Source organism: Aeromonas sp. QDB62 (assembly GCF_027705695.1).
Taxonomy (GTDB): Bacteria; Pseudomonadota; Gammaproteobacteria; order Enterobacterales; family Aeromonadaceae; genus Aeromonas; species Aeromonas allosaccharophila.
Genome location: NZ_JAPDCD010000010.1, coordinates 80,618 through 102,926, shown reverse-complemented (window position 1 = coordinate 102,926; position 22,309 = coordinate 80,618). Strand labels below are relative to the sequence as shown.

Annotated in this window: 31 protein-coding genes; 11 read left to right on the top strand and 20 right to left on the bottom strand. The window is 60.1% G+C overall.

Annotated features, from left to right (window positions below; genetic code table 11):
* Positions 1-19 precede the first annotated feature (19 nt).
* The 8 genes from OKC27_RS07200 to OKC27_RS07165 form a co-directional block, all read right to left on the bottom strand.
* Complete coding sequence (locus OKC27_RS07200) at positions 20-2,125, bottom strand: ClpP-like prohead protease/major capsid protein fusion protein (RefSeq protein ID WP_270806070.1); 2,106 nt, start codon at positions 2,123-2,125, stop codon at positions 20-22.
* Positions 2,037-3,599 (bottom strand): phage portal protein, encoded by a 1,563-nt coding sequence (locus OKC27_RS07195; protein ID WP_270806069.1) that lies wholly within the window; start codon positions 3,597-3,599, stop codon positions 2,037-2,039. Before OKC27_RS07195 ends, OKC27_RS07200 begins: the two co-directional genes overlap by 89 nt.
* The gene (locus OKC27_RS07190; RefSeq protein WP_005323973.1) at positions 3,596-3,805 is read right to left on the bottom strand and encodes a hypothetical protein; all 210 of its coding nucleotides are present in this window, start codon (positions 3,803-3,805) and stop codon (positions 3,596-3,598) included. Before OKC27_RS07190 ends, OKC27_RS07195 begins: the two co-directional genes overlap by 4 nt.
* Positions 3,802-5,748, bottom strand: coding sequence for a phage terminase large subunit family protein (locus OKC27_RS07185; RefSeq protein ID WP_270806068.1), 1,947 nt, complete (start codon positions 5,746-5,748; stop codon positions 3,802-3,804). Before OKC27_RS07185 ends, OKC27_RS07190 begins: the two co-directional genes overlap by 4 nt.
* The gene (locus tag OKC27_RS07180; RefSeq protein WP_270806067.1) at positions 5,720-6,256 is read right to left on the bottom strand and encodes a terminase small subunit; all 537 of its coding nucleotides are present in this window, start codon (positions 6,254-6,256) and stop codon (positions 5,720-5,722) included. Before OKC27_RS07180 ends, OKC27_RS07185 begins: the two co-directional genes overlap by 29 nt.
* 126 nt (positions 6,257-6,382) lie before the next feature.
* Positions 6,383-6,922 carry a DUF2514 family protein gene (locus tag OKC27_RS07175; protein ID WP_042047481.1) on the bottom strand — a complete coding sequence of 180 codons (540 nt, stop codon included), beginning with the start codon at positions 6,920-6,922 and terminating at the stop codon, positions 6,383-6,385.
* Positions 6,922-7,413: a lysozyme gene (locus OKC27_RS07170; protein WP_041205562.1), complete on the bottom strand. Its 492-nt coding sequence runs from the start codon at positions 7,411-7,413 to the stop codon at positions 6,922-6,924. Before OKC27_RS07170 ends, OKC27_RS07175 begins: the two co-directional genes overlap by 1 nt.
* 2 nt (positions 7,414-7,415) lie before the next feature.
* Positions 7,416-7,718, bottom strand: coding sequence for a hypothetical protein (locus OKC27_RS07165; protein ID WP_270806066.1), 303 nt, complete (start codon positions 7,716-7,718; stop codon positions 7,416-7,418).
* 191 nt (positions 7,719-7,909) lie between these two features.
* Between OKC27_RS07165 and OKC27_RS07160 the strand changes: the two genes are divergently transcribed.
* The gene (locus tag OKC27_RS07160) at positions 7,910-8,236 is read left to right on the top strand and encodes an XRE family transcriptional regulator (protein ID WP_270806065.1); all 327 of its coding nucleotides are present in this window, start codon (positions 7,910-7,912) and stop codon (positions 8,234-8,236) included.
* A 74-nt stretch (positions 8,237-8,310) separates the two neighbouring features.
* On the opposite strand, the gene OKC27_RS07155 is transcribed toward OKC27_RS07160, so the two are convergent.
* The 12 genes from OKC27_RS07155 to OKC27_RS07100 form a co-directional block, all read right to left on the bottom strand.
* Positions 8,311-8,823 carry an antitermination protein Q gene (locus tag OKC27_RS07155; protein WP_270806064.1) on the bottom strand — a complete coding sequence of 171 codons (513 nt, stop codon included), beginning with the start codon at positions 8,821-8,823 and terminating at the stop codon, positions 8,311-8,313.
* Between the two features lie 94 nt (positions 8,824-8,917).
* On the bottom strand, positions 8,918-9,304 hold the full coding sequence (locus OKC27_RS07150; RefSeq protein WP_041211155.1) for a RusA family crossover junction endodeoxyribonuclease: 387 nt from the start codon (positions 9,302-9,304) through the stop codon (positions 8,918-8,920).
* Positions 9,291-10,283 (bottom strand): DUF968 domain-containing protein, encoded by a 993-nt coding sequence (locus OKC27_RS07145; protein WP_227656723.1) that lies wholly within the window; start codon positions 10,281-10,283, stop codon positions 9,291-9,293. The genes OKC27_RS07150 and OKC27_RS07145 overlap by 14 nt, the downstream gene beginning before the upstream one ends.
* Positions 10,280-10,477, bottom strand: a complete 198-nt coding sequence (locus tag OKC27_RS07140; protein ID WP_005324004.1) for a DUF3283 family protein — start codon at positions 10,475-10,477, stop codon at positions 10,280-10,282. Before OKC27_RS07140 ends, OKC27_RS07145 begins: the two co-directional genes overlap by 4 nt.
* Positions 10,474-11,184: a phage antirepressor KilAC domain-containing protein gene (locus OKC27_RS07135; RefSeq protein ID WP_041205556.1), complete on the bottom strand. Its 711-nt coding sequence runs from the start codon at positions 11,182-11,184 to the stop codon at positions 10,474-10,476. The genes OKC27_RS07140 and OKC27_RS07135 overlap by 4 nt, the downstream gene beginning before the upstream one ends.
* A 73-nt stretch (positions 11,185-11,257) precedes the next feature.
* A complete protein-coding gene (locus OKC27_RS07130; RefSeq protein ID WP_270806063.1) occupies positions 11,258-11,539 on the bottom strand; it encodes a hypothetical protein in 282 nt (93 codons plus the stop codon).
* Positions 11,539-11,907: a hypothetical protein gene (locus tag OKC27_RS07125; RefSeq protein WP_270806062.1), complete on the bottom strand. Its 369-nt coding sequence runs from the start codon at positions 11,905-11,907 to the stop codon at positions 11,539-11,541. Before OKC27_RS07125 ends, OKC27_RS07130 begins: the two co-directional genes overlap by 1 nt.
* Positions 11,894-12,562 (bottom strand): replication protein P, encoded by a 669-nt coding sequence (locus OKC27_RS07120; RefSeq protein WP_270806061.1) that lies wholly within the window; start codon positions 12,560-12,562, stop codon positions 11,894-11,896. The genes OKC27_RS07125 and OKC27_RS07120 overlap by 14 nt, the downstream gene beginning before the upstream one ends.
* The gene (locus OKC27_RS07115) at positions 12,562-13,482 is read right to left on the bottom strand and encodes a replication protein (RefSeq protein WP_270806060.1); all 921 of its coding nucleotides are present in this window, start codon (positions 13,480-13,482) and stop codon (positions 12,562-12,564) included. The genes OKC27_RS07120 and OKC27_RS07115 overlap by 1 nt, the downstream gene beginning before the upstream one ends.
* Positions 13,475-13,765: a hypothetical protein gene (locus OKC27_RS07110; RefSeq protein ID WP_270806059.1), complete on the bottom strand. Its 291-nt coding sequence runs from the start codon at positions 13,763-13,765 to the stop codon at positions 13,475-13,477. The genes OKC27_RS07115 and OKC27_RS07110 overlap by 8 nt, the downstream gene beginning before the upstream one ends.
* Complete coding sequence (locus OKC27_RS07105; protein WP_270806058.1) at positions 13,765-14,286, bottom strand: phage regulatory CII family protein; 522 nt, start codon at positions 14,284-14,286, stop codon at positions 13,765-13,767. The genes OKC27_RS07110 and OKC27_RS07105 overlap by 1 nt, the downstream gene beginning before the upstream one ends.
* Positions 14,287-14,294: 8 nt before the next feature.
* Complete coding sequence (locus tag OKC27_RS07100) at positions 14,295-14,498, bottom strand: Cro/CI family transcriptional regulator (protein WP_270806057.1); 204 nt, start codon at positions 14,496-14,498, stop codon at positions 14,295-14,297.
* A gap of 92 nt (positions 14,499-14,590) precedes the next feature.
* On the opposite strand from OKC27_RS07100, the gene OKC27_RS07095 reads away from it, so the two are divergent.
* From OKC27_RS07095 to OKC27_RS07050, 10 genes are all read left to right on the top strand, one after another.
* Positions 14,591-15,259 (top strand): LexA family protein, encoded by a 669-nt coding sequence (locus OKC27_RS07095; protein WP_270806056.1) that lies wholly within the window; start codon positions 14,591-14,593, stop codon positions 15,257-15,259.
* 131 nt (positions 15,260-15,390) lie between these two features.
* Entirely contained in the window at positions 15,391-15,963 is a 573-nt protein-coding gene (locus OKC27_RS07090; RefSeq protein ID WP_270806055.1) for a DUF6932 family protein, read from the top strand.
* Positions 15,960-16,889 carry a hypothetical protein gene (locus tag OKC27_RS07085; RefSeq protein WP_270806054.1) on the top strand — a complete coding sequence of 310 codons (930 nt, stop codon included), beginning with the start codon at positions 15,960-15,962 and terminating at the stop codon, positions 16,887-16,889. Before OKC27_RS07090 ends, OKC27_RS07085 begins: the two co-directional genes overlap by 4 nt.
* 153 nt (positions 16,890-17,042) lie before the next feature.
* The gene (locus tag OKC27_RS07080) at positions 17,043-17,387 is read left to right on the top strand and encodes a DUF4406 domain-containing protein (RefSeq protein WP_270806053.1); all 345 of its coding nucleotides are present in this window, start codon (positions 17,043-17,045) and stop codon (positions 17,385-17,387) included.
* Complete coding sequence (locus OKC27_RS07075) at positions 17,384-17,962, top strand: 3'-5' exonuclease (RefSeq protein WP_180911631.1); 579 nt, start codon at positions 17,384-17,386, stop codon at positions 17,960-17,962. The genes OKC27_RS07080 and OKC27_RS07075 overlap by 4 nt, the downstream gene beginning before the upstream one ends.
* Positions 17,959-18,201, top strand: a complete 243-nt coding sequence (locus tag OKC27_RS07070; RefSeq protein WP_171275978.1) for a helix-turn-helix transcriptional regulator — start codon at positions 17,959-17,961, stop codon at positions 18,199-18,201. The genes OKC27_RS07075 and OKC27_RS07070 overlap by 4 nt, the downstream gene beginning before the upstream one ends.
* Positions 18,198-19,892: a phage N-6-adenine-methyltransferase gene (locus tag OKC27_RS07065; protein ID WP_270806052.1), complete on the top strand. Its 1,695-nt coding sequence runs from the start codon at positions 18,198-18,200 to the stop codon at positions 19,890-19,892. Before OKC27_RS07070 ends, OKC27_RS07065 begins: the two co-directional genes overlap by 4 nt.
* A complete protein-coding gene (locus OKC27_RS07060; RefSeq protein ID WP_270806051.1) occupies positions 19,889-21,700 on the top strand; it encodes a DNA cytosine methyltransferase in 1,812 nt (603 codons plus the stop codon). The genes OKC27_RS07065 and OKC27_RS07060 overlap by 4 nt, the downstream gene beginning before the upstream one ends.
* Complete coding sequence (locus tag OKC27_RS07055) at positions 21,697-21,891, top strand: hypothetical protein (protein ID WP_270806050.1); 195 nt, start codon at positions 21,697-21,699, stop codon at positions 21,889-21,891. The genes OKC27_RS07060 and OKC27_RS07055 overlap by 4 nt, the downstream gene beginning before the upstream one ends.
* Positions 21,888-22,307, top strand: a complete 420-nt coding sequence (locus OKC27_RS07050) for a hypothetical protein (protein WP_270806049.1) — start codon at positions 21,888-21,890, stop codon at positions 22,305-22,307. Before OKC27_RS07055 ends, OKC27_RS07050 begins: the two co-directional genes overlap by 4 nt.
* Positions 22,308-22,309 lie beyond the last annotated feature (2 nt).

Below are 22,309 nucleotides of genomic sequence, written 5' to 3'. Positions count from 1 at the left end.
GTGTGGCGGGCCGTTCCGATTACTTGCCTGCAGCCTTGACCAGGCCGCGATGGTCGAGGGCGGAAACCCCCGCATCGATGCGAACCTTGGTGGTCACGCCGTCAACGGTGAAGCCTTCCTGCTGCTCAATCCAGGGCGCATCCATGCCGTCCAGATAGGCCACCTCAACCGTGTCGCCACCCTGCGCAGCCAGGAACCACTGGGCCACATCGCTATCGGAGAGGCGCGGCTCACCGATCACCTCGGCGAAGCCCTTGAGCGGGTTGATAATGCCGGAGTTGGCATCGGCGCCGGGGACGGAAGTGCTGTTGATCAGCTGGAACGCGGTATCTTCCAGCTCGGTCGGAACCAGAACAAAGCCCGGACGGATGTTGAGAGCGCGACCCTTGCCACCTTCTGCGGCCGCCTTCTGGCTGCGCATCAGCGCCTTGGCAGCAGAGAGTGCCTTGATGCTCATGGCAGAGTCTGCGCCGCTCAGCAGGTTGTGGTGATCGGCGTGGAACAACGCCTTGTTGTCCGGCATCTTGATGTTCTGGGTCAACACGGCATAGACCAGATCTGCGATGGTGCCACGCGCCGCCGCCCCCATCAGTTTCGGGATGCGGGTCAGCAGGTCGAGGTCATCGTTGATGATCGCCTGGCGGGTGATGCAGAACAGCTCGCCGTAGGTCGCCAGCTGGATGGTGGCACCGGTGTCGTTCAGGGTGATGTGCTTGTACTCAGCACCCTCGCGCACTTTGCGCAGGCTGGCGATATCACCCAAGCCGACACGCTGGGCCACCTTGAAGTCGGACAAGGTTCCCTTGCGCGTCCACTTCTCGAAGGTCTCGTTGGCGGATTCCCAACCTTCCAGCACCGACTTGTTGGAGACATCCATCAAGATCTTGCCAAAGTCGGAACTGGTGTGGGTGAAGGCCATGCCGACATAGTTCATCGGGCTCATGCCGGAGGTGGATACCCCGCGACCTTCCAGTGATGCCCGCGCCAGCTCGCGCAAGCTGAAACCGTCATAGCGGTTGTCACGCTCTTTCTCTGCATGACCACAGCGGGCCATCAGGGAGGCGCGAACAGAGTCGCCGATCAGGTTGCCGTTGCCAGCGTGGATATGCACGGTGGAACCCAGCGGGCCGGTTTCACTGGCGCCGGTGCCCAGCGCTGCCTTGATTTTCTCTTTCGCAGCGGCGGCGGAAACATCCATATCAGCCAGGCAATCGGCCATCAGCTCAGGGAAGCGGCCGCAGGTCAGCGCAAACAGATCCTGAATGTCATTGCGGCGAGCCTGCTCCTGTCGCTTGAAGGCAGCGACAGCATCATCACCAGCGGGCTGCTGGGGTTGGCCAGGCAAAACGGCGGTCGTGGTGGGATTGGCCGGTACAGGAGCAGCTGTGCCAGCGTTCGCTTTGGCGCCGAACAGGGTTCGGGCCTGGGTAGGAATGTTGTTAAAGTCTTTCATCTTGTTCTCGTTCACGTAGGCGGCAGCCGAGATCGGCTCTTCCAGGACATCGACAAACCCCATCTCTTTGGCCTGCAGGCCATCGAGCCAGGTATCTGCCGACAGTAGCGCGGCCAGCTCCTCGCGGGGCTTGCCGGTTTTCTTCTCGTAGGCGTTGAGCAGCAGCGCCTCGTTGCGATCCAGCCAATCGGCCAGATCTCGCAAGTCGTCCGCATTGCCGACTGCGCCAGACCACGGCTTGTGGATCATCACCCAGGCATTGCTCGGCATATGCACGGTGGCATTGGGCAGGCAGAGAATGACCGAGGCCATACTGGCCGCCAGGCCATCGTTCCAGATGTCGATCTTGCAGGTGAGGCGGGCCAGGGTGTTGTAGATGGCAAACCCGTCCATCACATCACCGCCGGGGCTGTGAATGTGCAGATTGAGTTGCTTGGCACTAAACACCCCGGCGGCCTTGCAGTCCGAGATGAATTGTTGAGCCGACACACCCCAGTAGCCGATCACGTCATAGATGTAGATCTCTACCGTGGGCTCTGAGGCGGCCAGGGCGTTGATGGTGTACCAGCTGCGGGGGCTCTGGTTATCGGCGGCGGGTTGGTCGCTGGCGGCCTCCGCTCGCGCTGGCATCAGCGCGGTCTGGACCGCCGCCGTCAGGTGGTGCTTTTTCACTGGGTTGTGCTCCTGGATCATTGGCTGGGTTGGAATCGGTGATGACGTTGTTTTGCTTCTCCCATTCCAGTTCGGAAAGACGCTGGTCCCGCACCTCGTCAGGGTTCCTGTTGCGAGCCCGGATCCACTCAGTCACCGTGCCAGCACTACCACGAATCACAGCTCTCCAGCCGTTGGCCTCACGCTCCGGGTCAATCCAGGGCATGACTGGCGCCAGATAGATGGCATCGAACAGGGTTTTCATATCCAGCTCGGGAGGCAGCTTGAGCGGGTCTTTGCTGCGCAGGGTTTCGGCCAGCAACCAATCCCGATAAACAGGGCGCGACCAGTTGGCCACAAACTCATCCTGCAGCACGGCAAAGCCTTCCCACCCCTCAACCAGCTCCTGGCGCTGGGCGGAATAGGTGCCGTCATAGTCGCGGGCCACGCTCGAATACTGGCTGCGGGTGCCAGCACAGGATGAGCGCAGCTGACCCGATCGCCAGATGTTCAGAGCGGTGTTTGGCCGGTTGGACTGGATAACCCCGACATCTTCGCCGGGGCGCAGGTCGTCAAAGGTCATCCCCGGCGTGATGTCGATCATTCTCTGCGCTTGCGCAGGCGAACCATCTGGTGGCGCCTGGTATCCCTCCGGGTGCTCCTTCTTGATGAAGAAGGCGAGCGAGGCACTGATCCGAGCTGCCACACGCTCGGCCTCCTCCACCGACTTGAGGTCAGCGAGGCGAGTGATGACACCGTGCAGCAGCGTAACGCCGCGCAGCTGATGGATCCGCTTGCGCAGCGCCAGGTGATACATCTCGCTGGCCTCGATCTCCTTGGTGCGGTAGCGATAACCCTGCATCTCGCCGGGGTGATCGAACATCACAAAGTAGGATTTCGGACGGCGCCAGGCATCGACCTTGATCCCCTGCCTGACCCCATCCGCCACGCTGTTCATCTCGAACGGCACAAAGTCAGGTTCCAGTACCTCCACCGAAAAGGGGGTGTCAGAATGATGCTGATAGCCCTTGATGGTGCCGAGCAGGCGGCGGCCAAACACCTCGCCATCGCGCAACCAGGTACGACAGGCCAGCCGCTCCATGGCGGGACGGGTGTAGGTGCCGGTGGTTTCCGGTTTGAGTGACCAGGCAGCCCAGCGGCGGCGGATATCCTTGGCGAGGTCATCCAGCAACTGTCCATCGACCGAGCGGGGCTGCGGCTCGATCTGGATGCCTTTGCCGCCGACAATCCGCTCCTCCATCTTGTCGAGAAGGCCGATCACAATGTCATGGTTTTCGTCCAGGGCTCTGGCCTGCTCGCGCAAGCTGATCGCCGATTGCTGGGTGGCCACGTTGGCGCCACGCCGTTCCCGCTTGGCCTGATGGGTTCGCGACGGCATTGCCGCCTCGTAGGCCATCATTCGCAAGCGGTCGCGCATCCGGTTGGCTGCCCAGCCGGGGGAGATAAACCCGACCAACTTATCTATGGCTCTCATGTAAACCTCGCGGCGGCATAGGGCTGACGGACAGGGTTGGCCACGCTGGCGCGGCGCTGCTCCCACTCCCGCCGACCAGAGCGGAGCTCGTTGAGGTTTTCAGAAGTCACAGTGCGGCCCTGGAACGTTACCTGCTTGCCGGCCAGCACATCGCGCTCTGCCTGCAGGTACAGCTCGATCATGCTGTCGATATCGCTCAGCTTCACAGCCAGCCTCCTGAGTTTGTGCCGAGCCAGCTGTTGCCTGCTGCCGTGGGTCTTGGCTGCGGGCGGGATACCGGCTCGGCGTGGTTGATAGTGGTTGGCTGATGCCGGGCGACCAGGCGCCAGCCTTTGTGCTGGACGCCAAGGCGCACGGCGGCCAGTGAGTAACCCGCGCAGTCAGTGGGCTCGTTGCGGGCGCCGGATGGGTTAACCCAGCGATAGACGCGGCGGCCCTTGATAAACTCCAGCCGCTTTCGCTCACAGGTCAGACCCTTGAAATAGTGTTCATCTGCCCACTCGGCGACAGGGTGGTGCCGGTAACCAGGCAGCGGCCCGGATAGCGATGCAGGCACATCGGCCAGGCGGGCGTAGATCACGTCCTTGGCGGTGTCGGTGCCGACCTCCGACAGGTAAACGCCCTGCCGGTTCTTCTTGCGCGGGAAGGTGATGATGGGTTTGCCCATCACCGTGGCCCCCTTGATAGGGATATATTTGCGCGGGTTGCGGCGACAGAACTGATAGACCTCATCGGTGTAGTGACCACCCGAGTCAATCAGCACCAGGCCGATATCCATCACCTCACCGTTGGCCTTGATAAACTGGCGCGAGAACTGCTCGTGCAGTCGACCCCAGATCTCGGTGTGCCCGAGGTTGCCGTACAGGCGCTGGTAGTCGATCACCCAATGCTCCTCCCCCACGCCCCAGCCGGTGATCTCGAACTCGAAACGGTCATCCTGGGTATCAGCCCCGACAGTGATATAGAGCACCCCATCAGGGACGGGGTGCGGCCATACCTCGCGGCGGGCGGCAAGCGCCTCCCACTCCAGTTTCTCACCGGTCTCCTCTTCCCAGGTCTCGCCCAGCGTGGTGTTGACGAAGGTCTTTAGCTTGCCCTGGTCATCCTTCGCTTTGAGGAAGTCAGAGACAATCCGCACCCATGTCGTCAGCGGGCTGTAGGCCGTCCAGATATGGAAGGTCACCGACTCGGGCGGCGGGATCGGTTGGTCATCACTGTCGAACCAGTCGATGGAGTCCCGCGTCCAGATGCCGGTGCGCTCGCAGATCCAGCGTTCCACCGTCTCGTAATCCATCTCATGCTGGCGAATGGCGCAGCCATTTGCCTCGCACAGATAGAACGCCGAGTTGTGGTTGTTACCGTCCCACTTGATGCCGAACTCGGCATCGGGGCCGCCCCACTTGAGGTACTGCTCTGCATGGCAATGTGGGCACTTCACGTGATAACGCATCAGGTGCTGCGATTCGCTGGCCGCCCGCTCTATCTGGCACTGCCCCGCGATCTTGGGGGTAGAGCCACGGATTGATTTGGGGTGGGTCGAGCCCTCCATCCGCTTGTCACCGAGGAACGTGGGCGAACCCTCGTGATCGATGTCAGCATCGAAGGCGGCCAGCTCGTCATAGATACCGAAGTCGGGAGAGGCTTCTCGGTAGTTTGCCGCCGCTTTACCACCCCGGATCTCTAACCCTCGCCCGTTGGCGAATCGCTTGAGCTCCAGCGTGTTGTCTTTGTGCTTCTTCCCATACCAGGGCGCGAGCGCCTTTAGTCTGGGGACATCACGGATCATGGGATCAACGTGCTTTTTGACGAACTTTTCAGCATCACCATCAGTGGGATGCCAGATCAGTCCGTTGCGCTTCTTGTGCTCCAACAGGTAAGCCGCCACACCGAGCAGCATCTTGGTGTAACCAACCCGCGCCGACTTGACGAAATTGACCTCTCGAATGTCGTCATTGGCCATCGCGTTGATGATGGCCACCTGGAACGGCAGCGACTTCCAGCGGCCCTCCTGATAGGAGGACTCCACCGGCAGGTAGTAATGGTCATCCATCCACTCGGCGGCGGTCTGCACTGGCGGCCTGAGCAGGGCTGACAGCCCAAGGTTGACGGCAGCCGCCAGGCTACTTACTTGTGCTGTCGATATATTCATCCAGTAACTCCGGCAGCAGATCACCCAGGGAGGCCGCCTCGTTGCTGGCTATGACCAGTTCGCGCTGGAGCCCCTCGATGTGCTTGGTCTGCAATTCGGGATAACGGCGGCGCATAGTGAGTGGAACGGTGTCGAGCAGACTGCTGACCTTTGCGGCGATGCGCGTCAGAGCGAACGTTGCAAACTCGGTCGGCACCTGATGGCGCTCAGCGATCCGGTTCTCGCGCTCGGCCTTGTCGGCCTGCTCCTTGGTGAGCCTCCACCGTTGGAAGTCCAATTGATCCTCATCCATGTCTTGAGGATCCGTTGGTTGGTGTTTTTGGATCGCGTTCTCGATCCGGTTATCCACAACCGAGCGCACATCAAAGTAAACGTTGCGCCCGATCTTTTTTACTGGATTAACTCCCCACTTATCAAAGGCTTGCACCGAGATCCCCAGGCTTGCAGCCATGTCGGATTTTTTCAGCCAGCCAGGCGCAGGGCGATCCTTGTCTGATGGCTCTGACATGAAAACAACAACCTCACTTCTTGGGGTTTCATATGTAGTGAAAAACCGCGCCTCGTCCAACCCGTCGAGGACGGGGGCTGGGGGGAGTACCTTTGACCTAGGGGGTGGGGTATTGCGGTAGTTGGGTTAACGGGGTTGAGTCAATGAGAGATAGGCTCTTTCACAGGCTAGTCCTGACGCTCGAGCTCGGTCATACGCTGCTGCCAGCTCACCCGCTCTCTCGTCAGCCCGGCTGAGCAGGTCGGCGAGCACCATGGCAGGATGTCCGGCTGCCGGGCCTCCTTGGGCAGCCCCGGGATTGCTGGCGCACTGACTTGCTCGGGCTGCCAGGCGGCGGGCTTGCTCGCGCAGCCGGCCAGACTCAAGGTCAGCAGCAGCGGCATCAGCCTGCGCTTGGGCGATTTCTTCTTGTGCATGGTCTCTCACCTCATCGATTTCAGCCTGCCGGCGCTGCTCTTCCTCCCGAGCCTTCAGCTCAGCCTTAGTTCTGGCTGTGGCAAGGCGGGCAGCCTCTTCATTCCACTTTGCCTGCCAGGTCTTGCGCTCCCCCTCCTCCCCAGCAGCATGACCGGAGCGATAGAGCGCCACACCGCCGCCGGCCAGGGCGGCTATCACCAAGGCACCGGCCAGGAACGGCAGCACCTTGCTCTGCTGAGTCACTCCCATCACACCCCCTTGCACTTCGCATTGAGGCGCAGCCGGTCTTTCCAGAGCCCGGGGCATACCCGGTTCCCCGGTACCGAGCAGTCCTGGTTGCCGGAACGCTTGAATAGCAGGATCGCCTCGCAGGCCCCGGGGTAGTCGCCAGCGTTCAGGCGCTTCACGATGGTGGATCGGCAGAAGGCGCCGGGACCGATGTTGTGGGAGAGCTCGACATAGGCGTCGAACTCATACTGGTGGAGTGGCACCTTGATGCAGGCCTTGAGGGCATTCTCGAACACCCGCACCTCCCGAAGGCTCCTGTTCACCGCGGCGACGGGCGTGATGGTGTCACCCATCTTGACCCCTTCGGTGCTCCCAAAGCCGATAGTGGGGAGCTTGGTACCGTGTACGGGGTCGGGGTAAGCCGTCGGCTCAAACCCCTCCCGATTCAGGATCCCCACAAAGCCGGCAGCACTGAGAGTGAGCGCCACTATGGCAATTCGTACTTTTGTCATGCCTACCCCACCTGCTTGGCGCGTGGCTTGATGATGTTCGACCAGATAAACCAGCCGATCTGAACCGAAAGCCACACAAGCGTCGCGATCAGCACCCAGTCACTCAAAGAGACACCAGCCCACGACATACTCACCACCGCTACAGGAGGGGCAGATTTCGCAGTTTCACCGACCACAGTGGTAGCGATCTGCTCATGGCCTTGATTCATGAATCCACCCCAGAAACGAAAAAACCTCGGCAAGGCCGAGGTTTGAGAGCAAGAAATAAAAAAGACCACATCCTTTCGGGTGCAGTCTTCCATCATCGGTGCCAACTTTGCCAAAAATTGCAGGGGATGTAAAGACACCGATAGATCGGAGCAATAAGCGCATTCCATTTACGGAATGATTACGCTTTATTACACTCGCCTTAGTAACAAGTATGATGTTCACATCCCGATCGCAGACAGCCTCTATGATCAACATCTGGCACAACTGAGAAGGGAGGGCCTTATCGATGGCTAAGAAATTTAACGATCTGCGCGCCAAGATGACTCCTGAGTCACAGGCTCGCGCCGTAGCAAAAACAGAGGCAATGCTGGCCGAGATGCCACTGGACGAACTGCGTCAGGCTCGCGGGCTGTCCCAGAAAATGCTCGCAGAAATACTGCACGTCCAACAACCATCCATAGCCAAAATGGAAAAGCGCACTGATATGTATCTCTCGACACTGCGCAGCCACATTGAAGCCATGGGAGGTCAATTGGAAGTTGTGGCCCGCTTCCCGGATGGAGTCGTGAAGGTCACTAACTTCGCCACCCTGGGTGAGCGCGCCATCATCTGATCGGCCAGTAGCCATGTTGGTAATGCAATAATTGGGGGGCGAAAGCCCCCTTTTCAATCTAGCCAGAAGCGGCTCTATCGCGTCACATACCCATAGCGCGCCTGTGTCGTAGACTCCTGCTGGTGGCACCAGGCCAACACCGCGAGATAAAGAGGGCGCCACCCCCTCTCCCACTGCCCGCGGGTGAACTGGCCCACCAGCACCTCAATAGGCCGCCTGACCTGACTGCCCAGGATCGGACGAAGTCCAGTACCACCGCAGCGGGGACAGGCTTTGTCCATGGGCTTGCCATGTAACTTGGATAACTCCAGATCCCGGACTGTCCCTCTACCACCACAACGACAAGCGGCCCCAGGAGTGTCAGCAGTGCGGCAGTAGTGTTCCAGGGCCAACTCGGCTACCCGGCGCAAGGCCATGCCGTGGCCACGTTCCTTGTTGCCCCCCACATAGCGGGGAGCAATCTTGGTGCACTCAGCCTGCACAGCCAGCAGGGCCTTCTTGGCATCCCCTAGGTCTTTGCAGTAACGCGCCATCACCAGCGCCATGCCGGCACCATTGTGCTTCTGAACCATTCCCAATGCCGTCATCACATCACTCTTTGTCAGATGAGAACGCCCCGTTGACTGGGCCTGATAGGCCTGCAGCATCACAGAACGCGGATCCCCTACGGTAATTGCATATTCAAAGCGCACTCATCACCTCCACTGTTACCGACACCATTCCCCCTTTCACTACCGGCCCGCGCTCCACCAGCAACCGGTCGATCTGGCTATCGTCCAGCCACACCCCGGCGTGGGTCAGGGCGTCTTGCACCGCCTTCACCGTGTTATCCAGATCCCGGGCTCGCCGGTCAGGGGCCTGCACCACCAGCCGCAGGGCCAGCCGATCGGGAATCTGCTTGCCGGCTAACTTGGCAGCCAGACAGGCATCGGCCGCAGCTTTGCGATAAACCCTCCCCTCCTGGCTCAGCAGGGTTCTGGGCTTACCGCTCACGGCCACATTGCGCCAGATCCGGTTGGTTGAAGGGGGCCATGGCAGGGTCACTGTCCATGAATCAGCTTTTGGCATTGAACACTCCCAAGGAGCAAGCCAGCTCCAGTGTGTTGATAACGTGCTCCAACTGCGAACCGTGCTTGGCCTCCCAAGCCTTCCACCCGATCCGGTGCAACTCCATGTGTGGCTGGTGGGCGAGTGGGAACGACATCAGGTCATGCGCCTTGCTGCCCATCACACTCATCCCGTGACCCACAACGTGGTGCGCCTCGATGCCCTCGCGCTGGCCCGTCACCACACAGGGCAACTGTCGAACAAAAGCCAAGTAGGCCGCACACTCCCAGCGCTGTCGTTTGGGCTTGCCTAAATGCAAGGCCGCAGGCTCAGGATCAATCTGGCGAATGGCCGGTTTGGCATTGATGCGAGCCCGCAGATCGGCCAGTGGATCGCGCTCTGCCACCTCAAGGCGATGATCACGATAGCGAGCATCGGTCTCCCGGTTACCACGGGGCGACCACTTCCGATCCGGTTCGATGGGTGCCAGGCGACAGGCAGAGCGCAGCAGCGGATCCGGCAATGAAGGCAGCACCTTATAGACGGTCGCCCACCAGCACAGATCCCGGGCAGTCAGGTCAGCAGCGGCCACCCCACACCAGCCAGCGACCCGCTGCAGCACAAGCTGCGCCAGCCACCCGGCCACATCGGCGAGGCGGATCGGTAACTGCCCATTGCGGTGCTCGTTGTCGTGATGCCAGCACAAAGGCAGATGGACCCCCTCCACCTCTGCGGTGACGGTTTCCCCAATGCAGCCATCGGCTATCACGCAAGCAGTGGCATTGGCGGTCAGCAGCTCCCCACCGGCGGCATTGACCACCGCGGCGCAGGCCAGGGCCGACACCAACTCAGAGAACTGGGCCAGCAGGTCAGCCCCCTGATCGCGCACCAGACGCACCGGCTTGCCAGCCAGTTGGCGCCTCACCGCCGGCAGGCTGTCGCCCAGCGGCACCAGGGCCAGCCCCAGCGCTTCGACAAACACGGCGTTACCTGCGCTCACGCTTGCCCCCTGATCGCGTTCAACTGTTGGCGAAACCACTCACGGTGCTCTTCATCCACCTCATCAATGGCGGCCACCACGACCTCACGCCCGATCTCGTTGCGGCGACGGCGCCACACCAGCAGGTGCGCCTGCTTGATCAACTCGATGCGCTGCCGTTCAGCCGATGGCAACAGGGCCAGGTTGTGACTCATGCCGCCACCCCACGCAGGATGCCGTCACGGATCAGCCGCTCCACCAGCCACTGCTGGCCCTTGCCGGTGATCAGGGGGGTGAAGCTGATGCGCCGCTCGCCGTTGCTGTCAAACGAGCTCTCCCGGGTCGCGAACAGCCCGCGGTCCACATACTCCTGCATCGGCAGGTTCCAGCGCTCCCCGCGGCAACTCATCAAGATCTTGCGTTCCCTCAGCAGGGTGAACAGGGTATTGGGGCCAAGGCCCACCGTCTTGGCGAACGCCGACAAGGTGATCCCCTTCTCCACACTGGCGATCTGCTTGGCGAACTCCACCGCCGGGGCATCCATCGCCACCTTCTGTTCCAGCGCCATCTTCTGCTCGGCCAGCTCGGCAGCAAGGCGCAGTGCCTCCGGCAGGGTCTGGGGGATCATCATCGCGGGCTGGTGGGCTTGCTGCTCCAGCTCCTGCCAGCGGCGAATAATCCGGATCCGCAACTGGGCGCTGTAACCGGCCACCAGACAAAGGGTCTCGTCCTTGTCCAGCAACAGGCACGGCTGGGTGCGACCACGGCCATCCTGGTAATCGCCTGACTTCTCAGGAGATTGAATTTCCACCAGCATCTTGCGGATATCGGCCATCACGTTGTCGTGGCGCTTTCCGGTCAGCTCGGCGATCTCCACGCTGGTCATCGTCAAAGGGGTTGCCCCCCGCATCATCAGTTCCATCACCTCACCCCCATCGACACATTCGCGGCCAGATACACCGCTAACCCCACCAGCACCACCGTCAGGGTGCCCCTCATGAAATCGCGCATGGGATCATCTCCAGCGTGGCGGGCCGCTGTTGCTGGCCGCGCAGGGCGTTCACCGCCTTCATCACCTCAGCCAGTTCGGCACCCTGTACCAGGTAGTGCCCGGCCCGGTGGGCCTTCGAGGTGAACCCCAGTTGCCGCGGGCAATCCGACACCTCAAGGCGCACCTGCACCGGCAACCAGTCCTTCACCTCCGGGTACACCGCCACCCGCACATACCGGGCGCGGCGAATGTCCCGCTCACAGGCATCACTGAACGTCACCACCATCACGCCATCCTCCCGGTTATCGTCACACCCTCGCGGCGCAGCTGGGCCAGCAATGGCTGCAGCTCGGCCTGCACCGCCTCATCGGTCACCTCGCGATCACGCACATAGACAAGGGCCTCCGCCTGCATCTCGCAGGCTCGCAAAGAGACCTGGCGGCCCACAGGGGCAGACTTCGGTACCGTATTGCGCTGCAGGATGCTGGCCTTGACCTCGGCCGGGCGCGGGGCGAACTCACCGTCGTTCTGCGCCATGGTCCAGCTCCAGCCTGCTGGCGCCTCCGGGATCTCGATATCGAAGGTGCAGGGCCACATCTTGTGCAGCTGAGCCATGGCCGCATTGGCGATCAGCTCGTGTTTATTGGCCACCATGCTCACCTCCCCGCTTGAACAGCTTTTTCAGGTTTGCCACGGCGCGCTGGCCTGTCTGCTGGTAAAACTCCGGGCTGTGCTTGATCTGCGCTCTGGTCGGCAGCCCCTTCATTACCTCGGCGTTAAGGTCTTCACCGGCCATCATCCGGCGCACCAGCTGGGCGTATGCCTGATCGAACACGGCGCGGTAAGCGTCTGCGCTCAGGGTCTGGCGCTCCCAGCTGGTAGCCTTGGCGGCCAGCTCAACGGCGGAATGGGTGTAACGGCGGGTGCGAACCTCAACCAGCGCGCTATCCAGCGTGGGCAGGCCCAATGACTCCGGCGTCACCTCACACCACTTGATGAACTTACCGGTGCTCGGGAAGAAGTCCCCGCCATGGCTGCGGGCCATCCGCATGCCAAGCTGCAGCTGTTCGCGGCTGGTGCAACCGGCATCGACCAGGGCGCGGGTCCACTCGGCCAGTGCGCGGCGCTGATGGTCGTCAGTGGGGAATGCCTGTTTCCATGCCGGGAACACCGCTTTCAGCTGCTCGAACAGGGTGGCCACCATCTTGGAATCCCGATCGGTCAGCGGGCGCTGCTGCGGGGTGATGGTCTCCACGGTCGGCGCAGTGGCGATCTCGTGCAGCACAGCACTGAGTGGTTTCATGGTCATCAGAAACCCTCCCGCATGCGCTGGTTGAGCTCGGCGGCGGTCATAGTCTGGGTCAGGTCGGTGTGGTCATTGCGGCGCGGCGTGAAGGCCTGCAGGCCATTGCTGCCGCCACGGTCTTGGCACTTCGACAGCCAGGCGTTGATAAACCGGTTGATGCCAGTCTTGGTCTTGCGCTTGGTGGGGTTGGCAATCAGCCAGCCAGTCATGGTGCGCAGCTCTTGGGCCACATCCACCGCCGGATACAGGGCTTGCATCTGGGCAGCGAACGATTCGGTGACCTGATGCTCCCCGCTGTTTAGCGGCATGGTGATCACCACAGGCTCCTGCTGTGCTGACAGCTTGGCTGGCAGTAAAACAGGCTCAGCAGAAACAGATTCAATCACCACCGGCGTGGAGTCCGCGATAGCGGGCTCGGCGCTAGTGTTTTGATCTTTTGTCTTTCTTGTCTTTTGGATAGTGTCTTTTGTGTGACCCTGATTTGAGGTTGTGCTAGACCATGTTTGGGGGTTGTTTTTCAACTCTACTTTAGGGTTATTAACCTTGTTTTTGGGTTGTTTTGTTTCCCACTCTGAAATGGTGGTATTCCAGCCCAATTTTCTGCCTTCACGCACCAAGACACGGCGCTTAACCAGGGCGCGCACCACATCTCTCGCTTTGTTCTCAGTCATTCCGGTAGCCTCGGCAAACTGTGCCCCAGAGATCCAATCCAGCTTCTTGTTGAAGCCGTATGTCTTGCGGGTGACCACCAACAAAATGCGAAACTCCAGCTTGGAGAAGTCATTGCTCGGCTTGGCCATCTCATCCACCAGCTCACTGGCCAACCGCAAGAAGCCGTTATCTAAATCAACCACCCGAACCTCCTGTGGCTTCGCTGGTGCGCTATGAGCGGGGAATTGAATAACGGTGGCAAGGTTACCCATGAGCCACCTCCTGCAGGTGCTGCATCAGGCAGTTCAGGTGACGCTTGGCCTGCTCTTTGGTTGCCGGGATCTTGATGCCGCGCAGCAGACCGCCATAGACCAGATAGGACTGGCCCTGACTCTCCACCAGACGGGGGATCACAGCCGGGATCACGTTACGGCGCTTGCCTTGCGCTTTGGCGCCAGCTTCGGTACGCTTATGCATGTTGTTTTCTCCGCGAAAACCAACCTCGGGTCGGGCTGTTACAGCAGCGCCGGCCCACTCTTTTTGTGCTTCCTTCATCACTTCTCTCCTTGTGCATGTGGCCCCGGGAACGGGCGCACCTGACTGGCTACCGACTCTTCCAGGCTCAACAGCTCCTTGATGGCCCGGTGCACTGCCGCCGTGATGGCTTGCCGCTCCACTGGGTCGATCACCCCGTCTTGCCGCGCCTCCCGCAGCTCGCCAAACACTGCCGCCACCACCTCGCCCACCAGCATCACCTGGTCAGCCAGCTCCTCTTCGGTCACCGTGCTATCCGGTAGGGCCACCAGCGTATGGCCGCGGGCCAGCGCCCAAGCCTGCAAAATGGCGTTGTCACCGGTCAGCTCGGTCACCGCCATCGCCTCGGACAGGGTCAGGTGGTGATCTTCGCAAGCCGGATTGAACTTGTTGTTCAGGGTGGTCGGGCGCTTGGAGCCCATCAGGCGGGCCAGATCGGTGATGTTGTACCGACGGCTCAGCTGATAAGCGGCGTCAATGGGGTCAGAAAGGTGGGAGTGTTCCCGCTTCACTCTCGTGGTTGTTCTGGTGGATTTTGTCATGATGGTTCTCAAGCAGACTGGTTACGGCGCTCAGCACCAACAGGTAACAGACCATCACGCTCCATCCTCTCAATCTGATAGGCCCGCAGTGTGGGGATCTCACTCCCCCACTGGTAAATCGCCTCTCGCTTGATGTTGAGCATCTCGGCCATCTTCTGGACCTGCTCAGCTCGTTTTTTGCCGAACTTGCTTAACGCGTCGTCCTTCGTCATAAAGCCCCCTTAAATAAAAGCATGCTTATAGTATATAGAAAGAATGCTTCTATCAAGGAGGTATAAGATGACTTATATTTATTTTTCAGGGGATGCATGTGGAATCGGTAGGAGATCGAATCAGGCGACTTCGTAAGAGTCTTGGTTTAACCCAAGTGAAGCTAGCTGCCATGCTCGGTATAAAAGCGCCAAGCGTGGTGCAATGGGAAAGCGACAAGACCAATCTGAGTGGCGAAAACCTGCTAAATGCAGCCAAAATTCTTGGCGTCACGCCTGAGTACATTCTCCATGGTGGAGAGCCCACAAAGCAGGAAATCTCAAACATCGAGCTGGCTCAGCCAGATATTCACCGCATCCCGGTTCTCAGCTATGTACAGGCAGGGGTTTGGACCGAAACCAGCGAAATTCGCGAGTGCGATGGTAACCTGGTGTATATCACCACCGACCTCAATCTGAGCGAGCGGGCTTTTGCTATCGAGTTGATAGGCCACTCAATGGAGCCGGAGTTTGTCGAAGGGGATGTCGTGCTGATCGACCCAGATGAACACCCCCACCCTGGCGACTTCGTGGTGGCCAAGAACGGTGAAGAGGCTGCCACCTTCAAGAAGTACCGTCCTAGGGGCATTGGTGAAGACGGCCAAGAGGTCTTCGAACTCGTACCGTTAAATGACGACTTCCCCACCATGCGTTCCGATCGACAACACATCCAGATCATTGGCACAATGGTGGAACACCGAAGGCGTAGAAAGCGCAAAAAATGAAAAACAATCTATTGCCGCTGGTTTAGTTCCATAGCAACCAGCACAATCCATCAGCGAAAAGGCAAACCAGCCTACTTCTGTGACGTAATGATCGGCTCACATACTGCCGGAATAAGGAAAGGATTTTTGGAATGACAACTGTACCAATTCCAGCATGGAATGCTGTGGGCCTGCTGCCACCAATTAACCAGGCTAACCCTACTAGCTATGAACGTTCTCCCTATAGCGTTGCAATTCTCGATGTCGTGATGCGTTTTGGAACATCGCCAGAACGTTGCAGAGTACTGGAAGGTTTTTTAGACTATAGAGCGGCCCTACATGGTATGGGGCTAGTCCGAGGTTTTCAGTGGTTGGATGGTAGTTTCACTGAACAAGTTGAAACCCTTGAGCGCCGGCCACCAAGAGACATCGACGTAGTTTCGTTCTTACATACACCCGAAGATTTCGAGCCCTCTGCGGCCCAACTTCAAGTGTTTGATCACGACTATGCGAAGGCTAGCTTTCTGGTAGATAGTTACATCGTCGCACTTACTGAACTGGAACCAGAAGATATTGTTCAGCAGAGTGCATACTGGTATAGCATGTGGTCGCATCGACGCGATAATGCGTGGAAGGGATATTTGCAAATAGACCTGAACCCTGCACACGATGCAGACGCTCGTGACAGACTAAACCAACTAAATACTCCGGAGGTGCAGTCATGAACAATGTAGATCGCCAGCACCTGCTGGCTGAACGAACTAGTTTGCAGCGGATGCTGGCTAGCATGCCTGCCAATGCTCGCTTGACACGAATGAGTCAAGAAGCTCGGCTGCGAAAGGTTGAAGCACAACTCGCTGCACTACCTGCAAATCAGCGAGATCTTGCTCGTGCCAAACTGACTTTTGACGGCGTTCCTGTGATCCGTAGTTATGGTATTTTCGCCGATTTTGGCATGAAAGCTGTGAGCAGCTTTACCGACGCAGTAGCATCAATTGCAGCCTCTCTCTCTGCTCCCTTAGCAGCCATGGGACCTATCCCCAACAGAGAGCAGAATCAGTTACTGATAACCAGCACTGCTATCGGTTCATTTGGTTTTGAGCTAGAAGAACATCGAGCTGAAAGAGCGGAGCAACTTGCACTGGATCTAGAAAATGAGAGCCCTGTAGCCGTTGCTCTAGAACGTACTCAAGCACTGCTTCAAAGCACATTAGGTAATGATGATGACCTTGCGGATATTGCTTCCGAGACTGATCCTCGTGCTTTGGAGAAGGTACGGAACTTCTTGAGGGTGCTAGAGGACAATAGTGCGGTATGTGCATTGCAATTCGGTGGTCGGGGTGTGCGCTTTACGGATGTGGGACAAGTAAGCAGTAGCTTGGCAAGGCTAGCTGCCGATAACCTGCACGAAAGTGAAGAGATGTTACAAGGCGAGTTCATCGGCGTATTGCCTGACAGCCGCACCTTTGAATTCAGGCTCACTGGGGAAGGTCATGTGATCCGCGGTAAAGTTTCTCCACGGGTGCAAAACGTAGACTTACTCAATGGGATATTACACGAAGCAGTGCAGATTGATGTAACCAAGACGCAAGTTGGCAATGGTCGACCACGTTATCTTTTGGCTCAGATGCCACAAAGAGTTGAATCCTGATGCGTTGAATGATTAACCAACCTCAATCAAAGCCCACCAGCCTGGTGGGCTTTTTAACATCCCAAAATAAAAGCATACTTACACACCAGCTTGAACGCAAACAGTAAGAATGCTTATAATTCATTCTACACACATCAGTGAACGGGATGAATCATGTCGAACCAACACCACCAGAAACGCATCTACATCGCCGGCCCCATGTCGGGCCTGCCTGACTGCAACCGCCCCGCCTTCCATGCCGAGGCCAACCACCAGCGTGAGCGCGGCCATATCCCGCTCAACCCTGCCATCCTCCCCGAGGGCCTGACCCAAGCCGAGTACATGGCCTGTTGCCTGCCTATGGTCATGCTCGCCGACGAGCTGGTCATGCTCCCGGGCTGGCGCGATAGCCAGGGCGCCACCACCGAGTTCCACCTCGCCATGAAGTGCGGAAAAGTCATCCGCCAAGCCGAAGACGGCTTTGCCTGGTATCCCACCACTGAAGGAGAAGCAGCATGAAGCACGTCATGTTGGATCTGGAAACTATGGGCAATGGCCCGCGTGCGGCCATTGTCAGCATAGGGGCCGTGTTCTTTGACCCGCTGACCGGCGAGTTGGGCGCAGAGTTCGAGGCTGCCATCGATCTGCGCAGCAGCGCCAAGTCCGGGGAGATCGACCCCGATACCGTGCTGTGGTGGTTGGGTCAAGGAGAGGAAGCAAGAGCAGGCCTCATCAAGGGGGAGCAGTTCCAGCTGCCCGATGCCCTCTGCAACTTTTACCGCTGGATCGTCGCCTGCTGCCCTGATCGTGATGTGCAGATGTGGGGCAATGGAGCGGGTTTTGACAATGTGATCCTGCGCAGTGCCTATGTGGCGTGCGGCCTCATCGTGCCTTGGAAACACTGGAACGACCGTGATGTGCGCACCATCGTTGACCTCGGTCGTACCCTGCTCGGCTTCAACCCCAAGAAGGAGATGCCCTTCGAGGGAGTTCGCCATTGCGCCCTGGACGATGCCAAGCACCAAGCCCGCTACGTCAGCGCCATCATTCAGCAGTTGGCGGGCAAGCCCACTCAGGAAAGGAGCACAGCATGAACGCCGACATCATCGCGCTGTTTGCCGAGCATGGTCCCATGACCGTCAGCGAGGCCATGACGAAAGGGCTGGGCCAGATCTGCTGCACCTGCAACAACTACAACGCCCGCTACCACCTCAACCAGTTGCTGAATGCAGGCCAGCTCGCCAGGCGCAGTGCGCGCCGTCAGGTGCGGGGCAGCATCGGCTGCTACCCACGCCAAGCCAACGTCGTCATCTATCAGGTGAAACCCCAATGAACCACTACGCCCAAGCGCTGACCGAACTGCAGACCCAGCCTGACCACGAGCTCAAGCAGATAGGCGACCAATGGCAAACCCCAAAGGCGCTGGCCTGGGGCCTGTTCCACCAGTTCGCCCCCACCCTGGGGCCGGTGGTGCTCGACATGTTCGCCGACGACTGCAACCACCTGGTGCCCAACTACTACGACGCCGAAGACAACGCCCTCACTCAGGATCTGGCCGCCGACCTGCGCCGGCTGGGGGGCGCAGCCTACGCCAACCCGCCCTACTCGCGCCCCTGCACGGATAGCGAAGGGAACCCCATCACCGGGATGGAGGTCATCCTCAACTACTGCCGCGAGCAACGGGCGCTGGGTGCCAAGATCATGTTGCTCATCAAGGCCGCCACCAGCGAAACCTGGTGGCCGGAAGATGCCGACTTCATCCAGTTCATCAGCGGGCGCATCGGCTTTGAGGTACCGAGCTGGTACGTGCCCCGCGACCCGAAGAAGGACAAACCCAGCTCTAGCGGCTTTGCCTCAGCCGTGGTGATCTTCGACGCCGGTTGGCAGGGCGAGCGCCGCCCCGAGGCACGCCTGCGCCGTGACGACCTCATCACCATCGGCACCATCATCCTCGATATGATCCACCGCCAGGCGGTGGAGCTCACCCTGGCCACCGATCACGTTATCCGAAGCGCTGCTCCCAAGCTGGCCCCCGTGGTCACCCAGGAGCAACCCGCCATAACAGAACCGGCCGCAGGGGAACCACCAGCAGCCGACGATAACGAGGCCAGCGCCGCGGCGGCGGCCGAACTGGGCTATGCCGATGCCAGCAGCATCATGGCCAAGCAGATTGAGTGCGTTGATCTCGGCGAAGAGCAACAGGATACGGTCAGGGGTTATGTGCAAGGCTGGCTGGACGAACCTTATCCACTCTCCGAGATCTTCTATCGGCTCGATCTGGCCGTCGCCAACCTGCTGGCCGGCAAGCCTATCCATCAGGGCTTTGTCGCAGAAGAGAGTCGTTCCCCCGCCCTGCCCCACTGGCAACGCCACCCAGCAGTGAAGGGGGTTATCTACCAGATCGACGATGCGGACATCCTGACCCCGGCCAGGACCGCCGAGCTGGCCGCCTGGATCATCGACAACCTGACGGCCCCAGGCGATCTTCTGGAACTGGCCACCGCCAAGGCCGCCGAGCTGTTGGCGCAGAGTGCCGAAGCCACCAGCCCAGAGCCAAACCATGCAGAGCGGCAGCTCGAGCTGCTGGATGCCCACCACCCAACCGAGGAACCCAGCACCAAGCCGCTCGAGGACTGGGCCTTCGACTACCAGAACGACGAGCTCAATCTGGGCGGCGCTGAGTGGTCGTGCTTTGTCGCCGTGCTGACAGTGCTCTATGGCATCAAGGAGCACTACACCGCCCGGGAGGTAGCGATCGCCATCTCAGTCAGCGATGAGCAGCTCATGGACGAATACACCACCCTGGACGCGGACACCAAGGTGCTGCTGCGCAAGGCTGTCTCCACTCTGAAGCAGGTTGAAGGATACAACTTCACCGAGGCCTTCCCCATGCTCGACCTGCACCGCCAGGAGGCCGTCATCGCCTTTATGAACGCCCTGCATAACGAGCCGACCCTCAGCCCCGCCACCCAAAAGAGCGTGATGGTCAATGCCATTACTCGAGTGAATGAGGTGGCAGCATGAGCAACACACTTCGCCGCTCCCGCACCGTCAGGGCCAAGGTGACCGGGGCCCCGCTCAATCTGGAGTTTGCCATCAACGTGGACTTGTTCGCTGGCGGCGGTGGCGCCAGCACGGGGATAGAGCGTGGGCTGGGGCGCCCGGTGCACATCGCCATCAACCACAACCCTAAGGCACTCTCCATGCATCAGGCGAACCACCCGGAGGCCCTGCACCTGCAGGAGGATATCTGGGCCGTGAACCCGGTTGCTGTGCTGGCAGGGCGCTCGGTCGGTTGGCTGCACGCCAGCCCGGATTGCACCCACCACTCACAGGCCGCAGGCGGTCAGCCGCGCAAGCAGGAGATCCGTAGCTTGGCCTGGGTGATCACCAAGTGGCTGGCCCTGAGCAAACCTGCAGTGCTTTCCATGGAGAACGTCAAGCAGATGCGCACCTGGGGGCCCCTCGTCGCCAAGCGGGACAAGACCACTGGCCGGGTCATCAAGCTGGTCGAGGTTCAGCGCGGCAAGAAGACCAAGATCGAACAGTATATCGCCGAGCCAGGAGAACGGGTGCCACGCCAGCAGCAATACCTGGTACCGGATCCCAAGCGGGCAGGCCAGACCTGGCGCCGCTTTCTGGCCAGCATCGAGCGCATGGGGTATGAGCTTGACCATACCGTCAAGAATGCCGCCGATTACGGTGCGGCTACCAGCCGCCAGCGCCTCTACCTCGTTGCCCGCCGGGACGGGGAGCCCGTTTGCTGGCCCGCTCCGACGCATTGCAAGGCCCCGGCACCAGGCAGTGACCTCAAGCCGTATCGGGTAACGGCGGATCACATCGACTGGTCTATCCCCTGCCCCAGCATCTTCCTCACCAAGGAAGAAGCCCGGGCACAGGGGCTCAACGTCAAACGCCCGCTGGCCGATGCGACCCTGGAGCGCGTGGCAATCGGGGTGATCCGCGAGGTGCTGACCAATCCCAAGCCCTTCATCATTGAGCTGGCCAACTGGTCAGGGCGCGGTGTCGATTCGGTTGACGCCCCGCTGCGCACCATCACCGGCTGGCCCAAGGGCGGTGCGTTCGCCTTGTGCAACCCTAGTCTGGCCCCGCTGGTGGTGCGCCACTTCGGTAAAGGAGGAGAGCACGGGGTTGATGAACCTGCTGCGGCCATCATGGCCGGCGGCAGTGGCAAGTCTATGCTGGCGGCCCCCTTGATGGTGCAGGCCAACGGCGGGTTCAACACCGTGCCGGCCAGATCTGTGACTGACCCTTGCAGTGTCATCACTTCGAGCGGTAGCCAGCAACAGCTGGCCTCCGCCTTCATGGTGCACCTACGCAAGAACCTGCCGCCGAGCACTCCGGAGAGCCAGCTCCCCACCATCGTTTCAGCGGGTCAGCACCACGCCCTGGTGCAGACCGTGATGGCGACCCCGGGTGAGTGCGGCCTGACACCGGAGCAAGAAGCCGGGGCCCTGCGGGTCAGCGCCTTCCTGATGCGCTACTACTCGAGCGGTGGGCAGTGGGGGGCCGTCACTGAGCCGATGCACACCATCACCACCAAGGACAGGTTGGCACTGGTGACCGTTACCTGGTGCGGCAACACCTGGGTCATCGTGGATATCGGCCTGCGCATGCTTGTCCCGAAGGAGCTCTATGGCTGTCAGGGCATGCCGCGTCACTACATCCATGACCGCGGCCACGACGGCACCCCACTCTCCATCACCGATCAGGTGCTGATGGTGGGCAACAGCGTCAGCCCGCCGCCGATGGCGGCCATTGCCAGAGCCAACAACCCGTACAAGCACTTGCAAGCCAGGAGGGCAGCATGATCACGGTCACCGACACCAAAGGACAAAAGCACCACTTGGCGCTAGAAGCCATCGCCAGGGTGAGCGAGGCCTCGGCCGCTTGTCGCTGGCACGGGATCCACGCCTACATCAAGACGTTCGACGGCGCTGAGCTGGGCGTGAAGGAGGACGCCGAGCAGGTACTGGCGCAGATGGAGGCGGGAAGCGTATGAGCATCGTGCAGGACGTTGCCGAGTGGGTGCATGCCAGACCTGAAGGCGCCATCAGCGCCGACGTGGCGGCAGCATTCTCCCTCAGCACCACCCGGGCCAGCATGGTCATTGGTTCGATTCAACGAGAGCCACGCTTCACCACCAGGGTCGAATACGCCCAGGGTATGGATTCGGCAGGCAGAGCAATAACGGTGCGGAGGATATACGTGGACACGGTTGCGCCAAGTCAGTGGGAGTGCAAGCCCGTGCTGGGGACCTACTGTCGCGATAACCGAACTGTCCGGTTTGACAGCATCCGCCAGGCGTCGCTTGTCGGCGGGTTCATCGGGGATTGCATCCGCCGCTGCTTGCGTGGCGAGCAGAAACATCACCGCGGCTACCGATGGGTAGCCGCCGCAACAGAGCAGAATAGCTAGGA

Excerpts from the sequence above, each read along its gene's own strand:
- OKC27_RS07055 (WP_270806050.1), top strand. The coding sequence starts at position 21,697 with ATGATCACGGTCACCGACACCAAAGGACAAAAGCACCACTTGGCGCTA.
- OKC27_RS07065 (WP_270806052.1), top strand. The coding sequence starts at position 18,198 with ATGAACCACTACGCCCAAGCGCTGACCGAACTGCAGACCCAGCCTGAC.
- OKC27_RS07175 (WP_042047481.1), bottom strand. The coding sequence starts at position 6,922 with ATGGGAGTGACTCAGCAGAGCAAGGTGCTGCCGTTCCTGGCCGGTGCC.
- OKC27_RS07070 (WP_171275978.1), top strand. The coding sequence starts at position 17,959 with ATGAACGCCGACATCATCGCGCTGTTTGCCGAGCATGGTCCCATGACC.
- OKC27_RS07135 (WP_041205556.1), bottom strand. The coding sequence starts at position 11,184 with ATGGAACTGATGATGCGGGGGGCAACCCCTTTGACGATGACCAGCGTG.
- OKC27_RS07110 (WP_270806059.1), bottom strand. The coding sequence starts at position 13,765 with ATGAAGGAAGCACAAAAAGAGTGGGCCGGCGCTGCTGTAACAGCCCGA.
- OKC27_RS07160 (WP_270806065.1), top strand. The coding sequence starts at position 7,910 with ATGGCTAAGAAATTTAACGATCTGCGCGCCAAGATGACTCCTGAGTCA.
- OKC27_RS07180 (WP_270806067.1), bottom strand. The coding sequence starts at position 6,256 with ATGTCAGAGCCATCAGACAAGGATCGCCCTGCGCCTGGCTGGCTGAAA.
- OKC27_RS07130 (WP_270806063.1), bottom strand. The coding sequence starts at position 11,539 with ATGGTGGTGACGTTCAGTGATGCCTGTGAGCGGGACATTCGCCGCGCC.
- OKC27_RS07185 (WP_270806068.1), bottom strand. The coding sequence starts at position 5,748 with ATGAATATATCGACAGCACAAGTAAGTAGCCTGGCGGCTGCCGTCAAC.
- OKC27_RS07195 (WP_270806069.1), bottom strand. The coding sequence starts at position 3,599 with ATGAGAGCCATAGATAAGTTGGTCGGGTTTATCTCCCCCGGCTGGGCA.
- OKC27_RS07155 (WP_270806064.1), bottom strand. The coding sequence starts at position 8,823 with ATGACGGCATTGGGAATGGTTCAGAAGCACAATGGTGCCGGCATGGCG.
- OKC27_RS07085 (WP_270806054.1), top strand. The coding sequence starts at position 15,960 with ATGAACAATGTAGATCGCCAGCACCTGCTGGCTGAACGAACTAGTTTG.
- OKC27_RS07095 (WP_270806056.1), top strand. The coding sequence starts at position 14,591 with ATGCATGTGGAATCGGTAGGAGATCGAATCAGGCGACTTCGTAAGAGT.
- OKC27_RS07165 (WP_270806066.1), bottom strand. The coding sequence starts at position 7,718 with ATGATGGAAGACTGCACCCGAAAGGATGTGGTCTTTTTTATTTCTTGC.
- OKC27_RS07150 (WP_041211155.1), bottom strand. The coding sequence starts at position 9,304 with ATGCCAAAAGCTGATTCATGGACAGTGACCCTGCCATGGCCCCCTTCA.
- OKC27_RS07060 (WP_270806051.1), top strand. The coding sequence starts at position 19,889 with ATGAGCAACACACTTCGCCGCTCCCGCACCGTCAGGGCCAAGGTGACC.
- OKC27_RS07105 (WP_270806058.1), bottom strand. The coding sequence starts at position 14,286 with ATGACAAAATCCACCAGAACAACCACGAGAGTGAAGCGGGAACACTCC.
- OKC27_RS07125 (WP_270806062.1), bottom strand. The coding sequence starts at position 11,907 with ATGGTGGCCAATAAACACGAGCTGATCGCCAATGCGGCCATGGCTCAG.
- OKC27_RS07170 (WP_041205562.1), bottom strand. The coding sequence starts at position 7,413 with ATGACAAAAGTACGAATTGCCATAGTGGCGCTCACTCTCAGTGCTGCC.
- OKC27_RS07120 (WP_270806061.1), bottom strand. The coding sequence starts at position 12,562 with ATGACCATGAAACCACTCAGTGCTGTGCTGCACGAGATCGCCACTGCG.
- OKC27_RS07100 (WP_270806057.1), bottom strand. The coding sequence starts at position 14,498 with ATGACGAAGGACGACGCGTTAAGCAAGTTCGGCAAAAAACGAGCTGAG.
- OKC27_RS07075 (WP_180911631.1), top strand. The coding sequence starts at position 17,384 with ATGAAGCACGTCATGTTGGATCTGGAAACTATGGGCAATGGCCCGCGT.
- OKC27_RS07090 (WP_270806055.1), top strand. The coding sequence starts at position 15,391 with ATGACAACTGTACCAATTCCAGCATGGAATGCTGTGGGCCTGCTGCCA.
- OKC27_RS07050 (WP_270806049.1), top strand. The coding sequence starts at position 21,888 with ATGAGCATCGTGCAGGACGTTGCCGAGTGGGTGCATGCCAGACCTGAA.
- OKC27_RS07140 (WP_005324004.1), bottom strand. The coding sequence starts at position 10,477 with ATGAGTCACAACCTGGCCCTGTTGCCATCGGCTGAACGGCAGCGCATC.
- OKC27_RS07115 (WP_270806060.1), bottom strand. The coding sequence starts at position 13,482 with ATGGGTAACCTTGCCACCGTTATTCAATTCCCCGCTCATAGCGCACCA.
- OKC27_RS07080 (WP_270806053.1), top strand. The coding sequence starts at position 17,043 with ATGTCGAACCAACACCACCAGAAACGCATCTACATCGCCGGCCCCATG.